The following is a 13,562-nucleotide window of genomic DNA, read 5'->3' as shown; positions in this document are numbered from 1 at the left end:
CACCAGGACCGGCAACCGCTTCACGCGCCGGAAGCCGTCCGATGAGCGGCTTCAAGCCGGTCAGCCATCGCCACGACGATGCCTTGAGCCGCGTCTCATGGGAGGCCTTCGAGCGGCTTGTCGCCGACCACTACCGCGGCGCCGGTTTCCGGGTAGAGCACGTGGGCACCGGCGGCGCCGGCACGAACCGCACCGACGGCGGCATCGACCTCAAGCTGTTCCGCGACCAGGAAATCGTCCTGGTGCAATGCAAGCACTGGAACTGCTGGAAGGTGCCGCACAACGACGTGCACCAGCTTATCGGCGTGATGCACACCGCGGGCGCCACCGGCGCCATCGTCGTCACGTCCGGCGAATTCACCGCGGCGGCGATCGAGGCGGCGGCGAAGTTCCGGCACATCCGCCTGATCGACGGCAAGACGATACGCGCCATGCTCGGTCCGGTGGAGGAGCCGGCCATGCCGCATGCCTCGCTGGAGGACATGCCAGCCTGGATTCGCGAGACACCGCGGGCACCGACATCCCGCACGAATCGATCGCCGGCCATCGCCGCCGTGGGCGCCGTCGTCACCATGGCGGTGGCGCTGGCGGTGCTGTACAGCTATTACATCCGCGAGATCCACGTGGCCCAGGTCGAGGCATTGCGGGCGACGGTGGGACGCACGGTCAACGAGATGACACGGGCAAGAGCCACCCCGACTGCATTGCCCGCACTCACCTCCCAACGTCCCATGAGCACGATCAACGGGCGACCGGCGATCGTCCACGACACACCGATGAGCAAGACCGACATCGCGGCATGGGAAGCGAAGAACGCCGAGTCGATGCGCATCATCGAGAAGACGACGCCTTCGCTCCCGCCATGAGCGCGGAAGCGCTCAGGAGATCAACGCATGCCGCACGACAGGCACGCGTTGAACCGAGGGCGCGAGGTCGAGCAGGTCCTTCAACTGCCGCGTCTCGTCTACCGGGCTACGCCCGAACAGGCGCTTGAACTCACGACTGAACTGCGAGGCGCTCTCGTAACCGACACGCTCGGATGCCGTGGCTGCATTGAGGCCGCTGCGCACCATCAGCAGGCGCGCATGATGCAGCCGCATCGCCTTGATGTACTGGATGGGCGACGTGGTGGTCACCGCCTTGAAGTGCGTATGGAAGGTCGGCACGCTCATGTTCGCCTCGCTGGCGAGGGTGGCGACATCGAGCGGACGCGCGTACTCCGTATGGATGCGGCGCAACGCCTTCGCGATCCGCCCGAAGTGACCGCCCTGTGTCAGCGCCGCGCGTAACCCGCCACCCTGTTCGCCGGTCAATACGCGATAGGTGATCTCGCGCACGATGCCCGGCGCCAGCAGACGCGCTTCCACGGGATCGGAAAGCACTTCGAGCAGCCGCAACGCGGCATCGCCGAGACGGTCGTCCAGGGGCGTGGCGAACAGGGTGGCCGGCGGAACGTCCGCTTGCGGGCGGAGATCGTCCACGGCGAGCACCAACTCGGCGATCGTCGCAACATCGATGCGAATAGCAACACCCAGCATCGGTTCCTCCACGCTGGCCTCCGTCTCGATCTCGAAGGGCAACGGCACCGCCAACGCGAGGTAATGCTGCGCATCGTAGACGTAGGTCTGCCCGCCATGGAAACCACGCTTGCGGCCTTGCGCCACGATCACGATGCTCGGCTCGTACAAGGCCGGCGTGCGCACCAGGGGCCGGTTGGAACGCATGAAGGCGACACCGTCCACGGCGGACAGCGTATAGCCCTCCGACGGCGCCAACCGGACGATCAGGTCGGCCATGCGGGCACGGCGGGCTTCGATGGAAACGGGCTTGGACATGACGAGGCGGCAGAGTCGGCGGCGATAGGAATGGGATATACGCCCGCGCCTCAAATGCGTCAATCTTTGGCAATCCATAGGAAAAGGCAAGAACAGGCAAGGATCAGGTCTTAGCGCCGGCAGCCCTCCTTCCTAGCATGGCTTCCTCGAAAACCAGGGAGCCACCGCCATGAACACGCAAGCATCCAAGGTCATCCTCATCACCGGCGCCAGCAGCGGCATCGGCGAAGCGACCGCCCGCCACCTGGTCCGCCAGGGTCACCGCGTCGTGCTCGGCGCGCGCCGGATCGAACGCCTGCAAGCGCTCGCGGAAGAACTCGCCGGGGAGCCCGGCCGCGTCGCCTACCGTGCCCTGGACGTCACCCGCTTCGACCAGATGCAGGCCTTCGCCGATGTCGCCGAATCGACCTTCGGCCCCGTCGACGTCATCGTCAACAACGCCGGCGTCATGCCACTCTCGCCGCTCAACGCCCTGAAGCTGGGCGAGTGGAACCGCATGATCGACGTGAACGTGCGTGGCGTGCTGCACGGCATCGCCGCGGTGTTGCCGGGCATGGAAGCGCGGCGCCGCGGGCACGTGATCAACGTCTCGTCCATCGGCGGCCATGCCGTCTCGCCGACGGCCGCCGTCTACTGCGCCACGAAGTACGCCGTCCGCGCCATCTCCGATGGCCTGCGCCAGGAAACCGACTGCATCCGCGTCACGGTGGTGTCACCCGGCGTCGTCGAGTCCGAACTCGCCGATACGATCTCCGATGAAGCCACACGCGATTTCGTGAAAGCCTACCGCCGCATCGCCATCCAGCCCGACGCCATCGCACGGGCTATCGGCTACGCGATCGAACAGCCGGACGACGTGGACGTGAACGAGCTTATCGTGCGGCCGACGGCGAGCCCTCATTGAGGGCTCGTCCTCATGGCGGCTATAGGTTCAGTACATGCGCAACTACCGATTCGGCAGACGAGCCGTGCCGTCATGTAGGCCAAGGCCGCTTCGCGCGCTGCACCGCTCTTCAAGGCATCGCCCTTGCTTCCCTTAGAGGCCGCATCAGCGGCGTCAAGGAGACAACGTATGTACACGAAGATGCCTGCGTCCGTTCCACCCAGTCCGTCACTCGAACCATCCACAAACTGGGCGGAAAAAAATAAAGCGCTTCAGAAAGAAGAGGCCACGACACCGGATGGTATCGAGCGTATCGACTTCGCGCACATGACACTGAAGACAGTGGAGGTAACCCTGAATGATCTATATTTCAGCGGACGCATAACCTTCGAAGAGCTTTCGGCGCTCGCGCAAGTCGTGGTCCTCCCTGACGGCGGGATAGCCGGATCGGACGAATGGAACGCCACGCCAGCCCATATCAACCGTAACGATATCGACGCATGGATCGATGCCGCGACCAAGCGTGGTTCTCATCAGGAGGCTGCGACGTATCAACGAGCGAGAGCGCTCATCGATGCGCTCGATGGGCAACCGCTGCGGTTGTCGGTGACGACTTGATCGTTCACGGCAAGGGGGACAAGCACTGATAAAAAATAAGCCATACGACAGAAGATGTTCGCAATCGTCGCGATGCTATGTAGGATAAGCCGTTTTCTTACACTGAGGTGCGGCCATGACCGCCATTGTCCTCCGAACCACCATCGCTGTGCGCGTCAACGTTTCGCAGCGCCGCCTGATCGACCAGGCGGCGCGAGTGAGCGGAGAGAATCGCTCAGACTTCATACTGGAAGCCGCTTGCGAGAAGGCCAAACAGGTGATCGATCACACCGACCTTACACTCGACACCACTCAGTTCAAACATTTTTTGGCGCGGATTGACGCTCCGCTCGAACAGGATTCCGTACTGCGCACCTTGCTGCTCCGACAAGCTCCGTGGGAGACCTGAATCGGCTGAAGGGTCAGCGCGTGCACGTGCTCAGCGAATGCTGACCGACGTCGTGGAGGTGCTTTTCGGCCACGCCCACTCCGTGACACGAATGGCGAACGTTCCATTTCCCTTACCGGTCGCATCCCATACCCGCTCTTCGCCTTGCGCCGACTGGCCGTTCCTACAAGTGGCCCAGCCGCTACCGTTTCGGCAGACGAGCCGTGACGAGACCTCTCGAAGCTGAGCCCCGTTCATGGTCGCGTACGCCTGACCGCGCCCCGCTTCGCGCGTGGTCACGAGAACGGGACTTCCTCCATGATGTCTCGCCGTAGAACCGCTCCCAGCTATCGGTTCGTGTCCACCCGAGGCAGACTGCACCTGGATGACCTGCACACTAGCCGCACAGGGAAGTGCCATGGCACCGAACAACACGAGACAGAGCATCCTCTTCATATACTTCTTCCAGAACCGCAGCCGTTTGCTGCGCTGGCACTCTATTTGCCCTGACTGCGGCGACAATTCAGCGATCTTCTTGTTCGACCGACCAATGGGCCGGCAAGTAAGGTAAGCCTCATCCGACAGTACTTCCGATGCTCCATATCGTCTCGCTGTCATGTAGGTCCACGCCGCGCTCGACGCCACATCATCCTGCAGGGCATCGCCCTTGCTTCCCTTTTTGTCGCCGCATTCGCGGCGTCAAGGAGACGACATGTGTACACCAAGATGCCTGCATCCGTTCCGGCCAGCCCGCCGCTCGAACCTTCCGCGCTGCGGCCAGAACCGAGCAAGGAAGTGCCGAAACACGTGACTGCCACACCGGACGGAATCGAGCGAATCAACTTTGCAAGTATGACGCTAGGGATGATCGACGCCGTCTTGAACGATCTCTATTTCAGCGGACGGATCACCTTCGACGAAATGTTCGCCATCGGCCAGGTCATAACCCTTCCAGCTGAAGGCGTTGCCGGCTCGGACGAATGGAACGCAACGCCAGCCCATATCAACCGTGACGACATCGACGCTTGGATCGATGCCGCGACCAAGCGAGGTTCACACCAGGAGGCTGCGACGTATCAACGAGCGAGAGCACTCATCGATGCGCTCGATGGACAACCGCTGCGGTTGTCGGTGACGGCGTGATCGCTCGTGCCAAGAGGCGGCGCCATGCAGGCGCCGCCTCCTTCAACGTCAGAACGTCCAGCTGAGACTCAACCGCGCCGACTGGTCCTTCGCATCGCCCGCGAACTGCCCGCTATACGTCGCATCGACCGTGACGCTCGGCGCAGGCCGGAAACGCAGCCCCGCGGTGACCACACCCGCATCGTCGGCGATGGGAGCGCCCTGGATGTCGAAGCTCGTTCCGGTGCCGGCGAAGCGCATGCGTGCGGTGGAGTCGACGTCACCCCAGGCATGGCGCCAGCCCAGGCTGCCGAAGACCGCCGTGCCGGTGTCACCCAGCTTCGCCTCGCCGCGCAGTCCGAGCGTGCCGAAGGTCTGGTGCGAGCGGTCGGCGTCGACGTCGAGGGCGCCGATCGAAGCACGCTCATGGATGGTCGGCGTGCGCAGTTGTTGGTAAGCCACGTTGACGAACGGTGCCCAAGAGCCGCGCGTGCCGTCGATGACGTACGCGCCTTCGACATAGCCTTGCGCGGCGTGCGCATCGTCATCGCTGCCGATGCGGGTGGAGAGATCGCCGATGGTGGCCGTGCGATGCGTGCGGATCTTCTGCTGGCCGTACAAGGCGCCGGCCTGCCACTGGAACGCATCCTCACGCCCACCGGCGTACAACCCGGCGGTACGTGTGCGCACGTCGGCGGAAGCATCGCGCGCGGGCGTCGAGGCCGAGATCTGCCCCGTGCCCAGCGCGAAGCCGACACGCGTGGTCGAACCGACGACGGTATCCGCACCCACCAGCAAGCCGCCGCCATTCGCGCTCATGCGCGCGGCGTTGCCATCGCCGTCGTGATTGCCCCAATGTCCCCAGGCGGATGCCCAGGCCGAGACACCTTCGCCGTCGCGGGCCGCATCGGCATTGAGCAAGTGGTTGTTGATGGCCTCACGCTGGTAACGCTGGTCGTCCGCGATAGCCGTACGCACACTGGCGTGGATTTCGCCGGAAAGGCTGTCGAACGCGGCACGTGCGTCGGCCGCGTCGAGCCGGAGGATGGCGTCGTAGACGGACGCACCGGCACCGAGCGCTTCCGTCGCACCCGCGGCGGCACGCTGGTTGCGCGTGAGCGCCACATCCGGGAAAGCCACGGCATTCCGGCGAAGCGTGAGGTTCACGGCATTCGCCGTATACGCCAGCGATGGCGTGAGGAAGGCGAGGTCCGTGGAGACGGCACCGAACGTGCCGCTCACGCCATGGGCGGCGGAGAGGATCGTATACGTGGTGGACGTGCCCCAGTTACCACCCGTGCCCAGGCTCACCACCGATCCGCCCGCGAGGCTGGCGTGGCCGGCGACATCGATGCGATCGCCCTGCCCCGCATCCGTGACATCCACGGTGTAGCGCGTGCCGGCGGCCATGGTGAGATCACCCGTGAACGAAAGCGTCGCAGGCACACCTGCGCCGCCGGGCGACACCTCGGCACCCGACTGCAATGCGACACTGCCACCCGTACCCGTGCCGGTAAGAACGGTGCCACCGGCCATCGACAGGACACCGCCGAGCTTGCCGTCCAACTGCAGCGTGCCGCCGGTGAAGTCGGTGTTGCCGGTGAATGCGCTGCTGTCGCCGGTAAGGTGCAACGCACCCGCGCCAAGCTTGCCGAACGCACCCTCGCCGGACAACGCCCCTGCATACGTCACATCGTCCGAGCGATCCAGCAGCAAGATGCCGTGGTCGACGACGTCACCGACGACCGAACCGTGCGTGCTGCCATCGCCGACGTGCAACGTGCCGGCGTCGATCGTCGTGGTGCCGGTATAGGTGTTGTCGCCGGTCAGCCGCAATGTGCCCGTGCCGGTCTTGGTGAAGCCACCCGCGGCCGTGGCATCGGCGATGACGCCGCTGAGCGTGGCCGTATCCGTACCGCCGACATCGATCGAGGCGGTGCCGGCAAGGCTCATCGCGTTCGTCAGCGCAAGGCCATCCGTCGCGAGCGCGAGCGTGCTGCCGGTACCCAGCGACAAGGCACCCGCGCCGATCGCACCGCTATCGCCGAGGCGCAAGGTTCCCGCGCTGACGAGGGTGCCGCCCGTAAAGGCATTGGCATGGTCGAGTACGAGCGTGCCCGCACCCCGCTTCTCCAGTACACCCGCACCCGTGATGTCGCCGTTCCACGTGAATGCATTCGAGGCATCGGCGATGTCGACGGCACCACCACCGGTCAAGGCGAGGTCGCGATCGGTCGCTGCATAGGCGGTGCCCGTGACACGCAAGGCACCGCCATTCAAGGTGACGTCGTTCGCCACATCACCGAGGTTACGGTCGTCCGCAGCGGACAGCGTGCCACCATTGACGATCGTATCGCCGCTATACGTGTTGATGCCGCCGAGCACCAGCGTACCCGCGTCGTTCTTCGCCAAACCCTGCGTGCCTTCCAGCACGGAGTCGATGGTGGCGACGTAGCCGGCACTCGTGGCGCTGCCGTCACCCACGCGGATGATGGGCGTGCCACTGGACGACGTGAGCAGGATCGGATCTCCGCTCAGGCGATAGCCGTCGCTGAGGAACTGCATGCCCGTCGCGCTCACCTGGCCCGATCCACCGTCGATGGCGACCGCTCCCGCGGCACCGCCGAACACGGCGAAACCCGGCTGCGGCGACATGGCGCCCGTGAGGCTACCGTCCTGGTCGGTCCACGTCGGCGACGTGGTGGACCAGGTGCCGTCACCACCGCCCATCTGCGTGGGACTGGCCAGCCCGTTGGCGTTCCAGAACTGCAAGGTGGTGTTGCTGACGTCGAGGATATTGATCTGCTTCGCACCGGTCAGCGTCTGCAATTGCAGCGCGTGGCCGGCCGGTGTCGTACCGAACGACAGGCCACCATTGCTCGTCGTCAACGTGCCGGAGTACGCGAAGATGTTGTAGACACCCGGCCCCATGCCACCGGCATCGGCCACGTCCAGCGCGACGCCATTCAAGGCGAGGTCACCGTTCACCACCACCTTGTCGCCGTTACCCGCTGCGCCGAGCTCGACATCCATCCGGGTGCCCTGCGCCATCGTCAGGTCGCCGTCGACGGTGAGCGTGCCGATGGAATTGCCCGGCGACAGCACCGAGCCGGTGTTCATCGTCACGTCGCCATCGATGCGTCCATGACCACCGAGGATGGCGCCATTGGCCACGCTCACGCCGCCCGCCAGCACGGCGTTGCTGCCCGCGGCGCTACCGACCACCAGCTTGCCGGCCTGTACCTGGGTGCTGCCGAGGAAGGGCGTGGCGTCGCCGTCGAACAGGAGCGTGCCGCTGCCCTGCTGGATCAGTTGGCCGCTGCCACCCAACGCACCCGTGAAGTTGACGGTGCCCGTGCGATTGAAGGTCAGCACGCCATTGTTGGCCACGTCGCCATTCAGCGCGCCGGTCAGACCGCCGTTGCCTATGGCGAGAGAGCTTCCGGCATCGATGTCCGTTACCAGGCCGGCGTCGATCGAGCCGGCCACCACGACGCCCGAGGGCACGGCGAACGTCACGCGCTGGGCGACGAGGGCACCGGCCACCGTGAGCGGGCTCGAACTGGCAAGGCTGAAGTCGCCGGCGGCCACGTCGCCAAGCACGCTGATCGCGTTGCCGGCGGACGACAGATTGATGTTGCCGGCGGTATTCGCGGTAAGCGTGGTCGCCACGATCGAGCCCGCCGTCTGGGTGACACTGCCCTGGCTGCCGTTCAGCGACAAGGAAACAGGCGCCGTGATGTCGCTGGTCAAGTTCATCCCGCTATCGCCGGAAAGATCGGCCGAGACGGTCGCGGTGACGGTGCCGACGGAGAGGTTGCCCGTACTGGACAGGCTGATCCTGCGAGCTTGCGCGGTGACGCCGCCGCCGAACGAATTCCCCGCGTTGGTCAGCGTCACATCGCCGTTCGCGAAGAGGGTCGTCGCGCCCGATACGACGAAGGCTCCCGATTGGGTGATGCCACCCGCGGCAGTGGACAGGCTGAGCGCCCCCGCGCGGATGCTGTTGGCAGCAAATGTGCCTGAGGTCACTATCAGGCTCGACAACGCCTGGGTGCTGCCGACGGCGCCCTGCAGGGTCGCGGCGCCCTGCGTGACAATCGTCAGCGCTTGCGCGCCATCGATGCTGCCCTGCACGTCGATGCTCGCTGTGGTCATGCCCCAGAGTGCACTGTTGCCAGCCAACGTGATGGGAGACACGTACGTTTGCGCCCCGGTCGATCGCACGGTGCCGTCGAGGGTCGTGCCACCGGTATGATCGAAGGTCAGCGAGCCATCGACATTGGCGTCGTGCAGGCTCAATCCATTTCCGCCATTGCTGGTGACGTTGCCGGTACCGACGATCGACGCGATGTCGAGCACGCCGTTGTTGGGCGTCAGCGTGATCGCCGCGTTGCCAGGCGTGATGCCGTCGAGCTTCACGGCGTCGATCGATACGTCGGCTGCCGCGATCACCTGCGCGTTACCGCCATCGGCCACCTCGAGTGCGCCGTGGACGATCGAACCGGGTTGAAGGGTCAGCAGGTTACCGGTGCCGTTGAAGAGGACCGCCGTCGCATATCCGCCGCCAGCCGTGAGGCCACCGGCGATCGTTCCGGAGTTCTGGATATGCGCATCCTGCTGGGTCACCACGCCGATACCGGCGGCACCGTTGCCGGTGGCGTTTCCGCCTGCGATGAGTGCGCCGCTGAGGTTGGCAAGCCCGAACCGGACATTCTGGGCACGGATGCCGGCGCCGGAATCACCGTCCAGACCGCTCGTCTGCGCCGCGCCGCCGGCGCCGCCGGCCCCACCGCGGATCGTGCCGCTGTTGGATACCAAGGCGTCGGCGCCGAAGAGCAGTGCACCGTCGCCACCACCGCCACCGCTACCGCCGAACGCGATTCCCGTGGCCTGCGATCCGCCTGCACCGCCAGCGCCGCCCACGATCGACGAACCCGGAACGACCTGGAGCTGGTTGCTGTCCCCGAGCATGACGACGCCGGTACCGCCACCACCGCCGCCACCGCCACCCGCCGCGCTATTGGCAGCGGGGACTCCCCCGGTGCCACCCGCGCCGCCAGTGACCGGAGCATTCAACAGAACCGAGTAATTGGCGTTCGCATAGACGCCCGCGCCACCGCCACCGCCGCCGCCGGGAACGTGAATATCGGGCGTGCCGTCGCCGCCGCGGCCTCCCACGATGGGCTGCGTCGTGGAAACGGTACCGACCGCGCCCCCGGCACCACCGGGGACGAACACCGAGCCGTTATCGTTACCCGTGCCACCGGCGCCACCCACTCCGCCGCTGGCCATGCCACCGGCGACCGGGAGGATGCCGGAACCGCCCGTGATCCAGCGCGCGAAGCCGCCCTGGCCGTTACCCGCGCCACCCGCGCCCGCCCGGTCGATGACGGCCACGCCTCCCTGGGCGCTGCACGTCGTCGTATCGGCCGGCTGGCAGACCTGGGCCATGGCCGGGGATCCCACGGCCCAAAGGCCGGTGGCCAACATCACACCCCACAGCGGGCGCAAGCGAGGGGCGATCGCGCCGCCTCCCTCCATCCTGCCGGCACGCGACGACGAAAGCTCGGAAGCGACCTGCACGACACGCAGCGTTCCGTTCCATACGAGATGGTAAATGCGGTTCATTGGATTCCCCCATGACGCCAGCACCCCCTGCGGGGCTGGCGCGATGGCGCATCTTACCGTCGTTTGGGGTGCGGGGTAGCCCAGCGCCTTGGAGTGCGGGGCGGCTTAACCTAGGGAGCGAAGCGTTGCCGCAGGCGTGACACCACCGCATGGTTCGCTGCTGCCATTTCGCGGAAGCCGCCACTTATTTCCGCGTGTACCGCCACGCGCTGCCAGTAAAGCTCGGCCCACTCCGCCGCCTGTAGCCAATACTGCAAATCGGCAGGCGTGGGCATGGCCGGCTTGTAGTCACGCGGAACCAAGGCCCCGTTGGTGCCGGGCCGGTAGAGCATCGGCAACATGTCGTAATTAGGAGTGAGCTGAAACGGAAGTTGGCCGTCGATGAAGAAGCTCAGGTTGCCGAAGTGCATGTCGGTATTGCCGATCAGGCGACCGAACCACCACCGTTGCCGAACCTGATCAAGGGCACTCTCGCCTAGCCAGCCGCCTTGCACCATGCGAGCGGTCGCACGAGGCCAATCGTCGCGCTCGCCATCGTGCGCATCGCTCCACGCCGCCAACGTCACGCAACCGCGTCGGCCGTATGTACCCACGCGATCGAAGCGGGCTACCTCAAGGCACAGGCGACCCTGTGACCAGACAAGCTCCGTGCGGGCACTGGGATTGCCATGTTCGGCCAATAGCTCACCGGCGATGTGTTCGCAGATCAACAAATCGGCCCAACGACGCGCGGCGGGATGGTCATCTACCGGCTCGCTGAACTTCACGATGACGTGGCGGATGGTGCCGTCCTCGTCCTTCACCGTCGCGGTGAACTTTGGTTGTTCACCCGCCGCGGGTGAGCCCACGACCTCACCCGTGAGCACCGTCCTTGCCAATTCCGCGTAATGCACATGCCGGGAAGCGGAAGTGATCGGCTGAGGTTCCCATTGCAGTGCACGTTCAAGCGCAGCGTCCCCCAGGATGAAGTCGCCTGGTCCGTCTCCGCCACGAAGCAAGAGCGCCGCGAGTACCGCGTCGTCGTTCCAGCGCAGGATGTCGGACGGCAAGTCGAGTTCACGCGACCATCGCTGGGCGAACTGACGCCCCAGGAAGCCTTGCGGCCGCTGATCGTCGAGGAACCATGGCACCCCGGGGAACAGCCCGTCGGCGAATTCATCGCGGAGCCAGTCAACAGGATGGGCCACGGTCACCAGGCTGCCGGCGCCATAGAGGGCGGTCAGGTGACCGAAGGCGATGGGCTGCCCTCGCGTGTCCAGACGGAACAGCGGCCATTGGGTGCCGAGCCCACGCACATCGCGCAGGGCGGCGCACATGCCGCATCTCGCCTTATCGCCTTCGGTCGACAGCACTTTTTACCTTGCCTCACAGCACTTATGTGCGGAACATTTTCGATGGGGCCGCAGCGGGTTAGACATCGGCGACCGCTGGATCTGCATAGACCCCTGGCCTATCCGACTGTCAACACTAACCGGCCTGGAAGGATCGTATTTCCTCGAGCTCAGATTCTGAAACCACGGGAACCGCTATGGCGCGTGCTCGGAGTACATCAATGAGCGCGTCCAAATTTATAGCAGTCCTCGCGTCCTGGACATCAGCAGTCTGGCTATCTAGTTCACGGGAGACCCACGGATGAAAAGAGATCGCTTGTTCCAACTCGAGGGTGAGCTGTCCGTTGTAACCTGGTGCCGAGTATTGAATGGTGGCATCTCCGGCCGCGTCATACGCCATGTTGTAGGCGCCTTGTCGAACCTCAATGAGCCGCATCGGCTCGCGAGTAGCTGCAAAGTCCGTGAAGAGCTGAAGCGCCTCTAAAAATGACTCCGCATACGGCAACTCGAAAGTCACCGACTCATCCGGCGAGGGATATAAACGCTCAACATCGGCCATTTCAGGAAGATGACTGCCGTGCGACACGAAGCCCCAGATGTTTTGCAGTATCCGGTCGGCAGAGTCACGTCCATCCGCGCGAAGCGCCCATAAGCGGTATCCGATACTCATCCGTTCCAAGGCGGCGGCGGCCACAGCAACTCTGCGTTCGGGACGGAGACCGTCCAGAATCATTAGATCGTGTTGTTTGTCGAACCGATTAGCCATACAGCGTCACCAAGTGGCATTGTTCTTGTCGAGCAAGGCGCCCCCTTGCTGTGTGATTTCATTCTGGCACATTGGGCAGATAGCCCGGTTGCCCTCAGTAGAAATATGCTTAACATTGACTCCAGCAGCTTCAGCGTACTGCATGATCTTCTGCTCGGCATGCAGGCCGCCGCCGTACTGTGCTGCTTCACCGCCAAGCGAGCGAACCACCGATAGCTGACCTCCAGTAAGATTTCTCGTGCCACCAGCGAAGACCATTTGTCCATCACTCAATAGTGCACCCGCGGTCGCTCGTCGCGTTTGAGCGATTGAATCCATCGCTCCATGGACCTCCTTTACGGCAGCCTGTAGACGCTGGACTTGAGACGCTGCGTTGGCTGCGCGTGCGACGGAACCGATCCTGCCGGCTACCCCGATGGCTGAGACGCCCGTTGAAGCAACAGCAACGACCCATCCTCCTCCGGAGCAGCCGGACGATGCGCAGGAATACACGCCGTAACCGGGCACCATGTTAAGCGCGTACTCCGTCGCCGCCGTACGCGTCTCCGGATTTTGCCAGTCGATCTGGTAGACCGAGGCGGGCAGCGTCTGCCGACCGTCCGGATCAATGTTCGTGACCGGATTCAAATTGGCGTAGCTGTAGCGGGCGAACGAATTGACATCGCCTGCGTCGGCGCCGTGCGGGTCAACGGACAAAAAACGTCCCACCTGCGGGTCGTAATACCGGGCCTGCATGTACACCAGTCCGGAGTCGACGTCGTTCATGTGGCCCGTGTAGCCGGGCCCTTTCTCCGGGGTGCCCAGCGCCTGACTGCCATACGGTCGGTAGTCCGTATTGCTGATAACGTTGCCCGCACTGTCCGTCGTGGCAAGCACGGTTCCCTGCGGGCTGGTGTAGTAGTACGTCACTGTCTCTGCGGCATGCAGTGGACCTGCCGACATCGACATTCCGAAGAGAAGACCAAGAAAACACATGGTCATGCGCGAACACCACGTCGAACTCATCGCC

General features: G+C 64.6%; 11 protein-coding genes. 5 read left to right on the top strand and 6 right to left on the bottom strand.

The window, feature by feature from the left end:
• Positions 1-41: 41 nt before the first annotated feature.
• Complete coding sequence (locus tag AB6730_RS15425) at positions 42-866, top strand: restriction endonuclease (protein WP_371024494.1); 825 nt, start codon at positions 42-44, stop codon at positions 864-866.
• Positions 867-878: 12 nt separating this feature from the next.
• On the opposite strand, the gene AB6730_RS15420 is transcribed toward AB6730_RS15425, so the two are convergent.
• Entirely contained in the window at positions 879-1,835 is a 957-nt protein-coding gene (locus AB6730_RS15420; protein WP_371024493.1) for an AraC family transcriptional regulator N-terminal domain-containing protein, read from the bottom strand.
• A 169-nt stretch (positions 1,836-2,004) separates the two neighbouring features.
• Here AB6730_RS15420 and AB6730_RS15415 point away from each other — a divergent pair, with 169 nt between their 5' ends.
• The 3 genes from AB6730_RS15415 (at position 2,005) to AB6730_RS15405 (ending at position 3,724) form a co-directional block, all read left to right on the top strand.
• Complete coding sequence (locus AB6730_RS15415) at positions 2,005-2,739, top strand: SDR family oxidoreductase (protein WP_371024492.1); 735 nt, start codon at positions 2,005-2,007, stop codon at positions 2,737-2,739.
• 168 nt (positions 2,740-2,907) lie between these two features.
• Complete coding sequence (locus AB6730_RS15410; RefSeq protein WP_371024491.1) at positions 2,908-3,336, top strand: hypothetical protein; 429 nt, start codon at positions 2,908-2,910, stop codon at positions 3,334-3,336.
• A gap of 115 nt (positions 3,337-3,451) precedes the next feature.
• Complete coding sequence (locus tag AB6730_RS15405) at positions 3,452-3,724, top strand: DUF1778 domain-containing protein (RefSeq protein WP_371024490.1); 273 nt, start codon at positions 3,452-3,454, stop codon at positions 3,722-3,724.
• A 30-nt stretch (positions 3,725-3,754) separates the two neighbouring features.
• On the opposite strand, the gene AB6730_RS15400 is transcribed toward AB6730_RS15405, so the two are convergent.
• Entirely contained in the window at positions 3,755-4,123 is a 369-nt protein-coding gene (locus AB6730_RS15400; protein ID WP_371024534.1) for a DUF4879 domain-containing protein, read from the bottom strand.
• A 294-nt stretch (positions 4,124-4,417) separates the two neighbouring features.
• Between AB6730_RS15400 and AB6730_RS15395 the strand changes: the two genes are divergently transcribed.
• Positions 4,418-4,846 carry a hypothetical protein gene (locus tag AB6730_RS15395; protein WP_371024489.1) on the top strand — a complete coding sequence of 143 codons (429 nt, stop codon included), beginning with the start codon at positions 4,418-4,420 and terminating at the stop codon, positions 4,844-4,846.
• Positions 4,847-4,894: 48 nt separating this feature from the next.
• On the opposite strand, the gene AB6730_RS15390 is transcribed toward AB6730_RS15395, so the two are convergent.
• From AB6730_RS15390 to AB6730_RS15375, 4 genes are all read right to left on the bottom strand, one after another.
• Complete coding sequence (locus AB6730_RS15390; protein ID WP_371024488.1) at positions 4,895-10,456, bottom strand: autotransporter domain-containing protein; 5,562 nt, start codon at positions 10,454-10,456, stop codon at positions 4,895-4,897.
• A 110-nt stretch (positions 10,457-10,566) separates the two neighbouring features.
• Positions 10,567-11,808 carry a type II toxin-antitoxin system HipA family toxin YjjJ gene (yjjJ, locus tag AB6730_RS15385; RefSeq protein WP_371024487.1) on the bottom strand — a complete coding sequence of 414 codons (1,242 nt, stop codon included), beginning with the start codon at positions 11,806-11,808 and terminating at the stop codon, positions 10,567-10,569.
• Between the two features lie 115 nt (positions 11,809-11,923).
• Positions 11,924-12,553, bottom strand: a complete 630-nt coding sequence (locus AB6730_RS15380; RefSeq protein WP_371024486.1) for a hypothetical protein — start codon at positions 12,551-12,553, stop codon at positions 11,924-11,926.
• Between the two features lie 6 nt (positions 12,554-12,559).
• Positions 12,560-13,558, bottom strand: a complete 999-nt coding sequence (locus tag AB6730_RS15375) for an RHS repeat-associated core domain-containing protein (protein ID WP_371024485.1) — start codon at positions 13,556-13,558, stop codon at positions 12,560-12,562.
• Positions 13,559-13,562 lie beyond the last annotated feature (4 nt).

The organism is Luteibacter sp. RCC_6_2 (genome assembly GCF_041360655.1).
Lineage (GTDB): Bacteria > Pseudomonadota > Gammaproteobacteria > Xanthomonadales > Rhodanobacteraceae > Luteibacter.
The sequence above is the reverse complement of the archived record's forward strand: the minus strand, read 5'-3'. Positions and strand labels throughout refer to the sequence as shown.

What these genes read in the sequence shown, in the direction of transcription:
- AB6730_RS15425 (WP_371024494.1), top strand. Translation starts at nt 42, where the DNA reads ATGAGCGGCTTCAAGCCGGTCAGCCATCGCCACGACGATGCCTTGAGC.
- AB6730_RS15420 (WP_371024493.1), bottom strand. Translation starts at nt 1,835, where the DNA reads ATGTCCAAGCCCGTTTCCATCGAAGCCCGCCGTGCCCGCATGGCCGAC.
- AB6730_RS15380 (WP_371024486.1), bottom strand. Translation starts at nt 12,553, where the DNA reads ATGGCTAATCGGTTCGACAAACAACACGATCTAATGATTCTGGACGGT.
- AB6730_RS15405 (WP_371024490.1), top strand. Translation starts at nt 3,452, where the DNA reads ATGACCGCCATTGTCCTCCGAACCACCATCGCTGTGCGCGTCAACGTT.
- AB6730_RS15375 (WP_371024485.1), bottom strand. Translation starts at nt 13,558, where the DNA reads ATGAGTTCGACGTGGTGTTCGCGCATGACCATGTGTTTTCTTGGTCTT.
- AB6730_RS15390 (WP_371024488.1), bottom strand. Translation starts at nt 10,456, where the DNA reads ATGAACCGCATTTACCATCTCGTATGGAACGGAACGCTGCGTGTCGTG.
- AB6730_RS15410 (WP_371024491.1), top strand. Translation starts at nt 2,908, where the DNA reads ATGTACACGAAGATGCCTGCGTCCGTTCCACCCAGTCCGTCACTCGAA.
- AB6730_RS15400 (WP_371024534.1), bottom strand. Translation starts at nt 4,123, where the DNA reads ATGGCACTTCCCTGTGCGGCTAGTGTGCAGGTCATCCAGGTGCAGTCT.
- AB6730_RS15415 (WP_371024492.1), top strand. Translation starts at nt 2,005, where the DNA reads ATGAACACGCAAGCATCCAAGGTCATCCTCATCACCGGCGCCAGCAGC.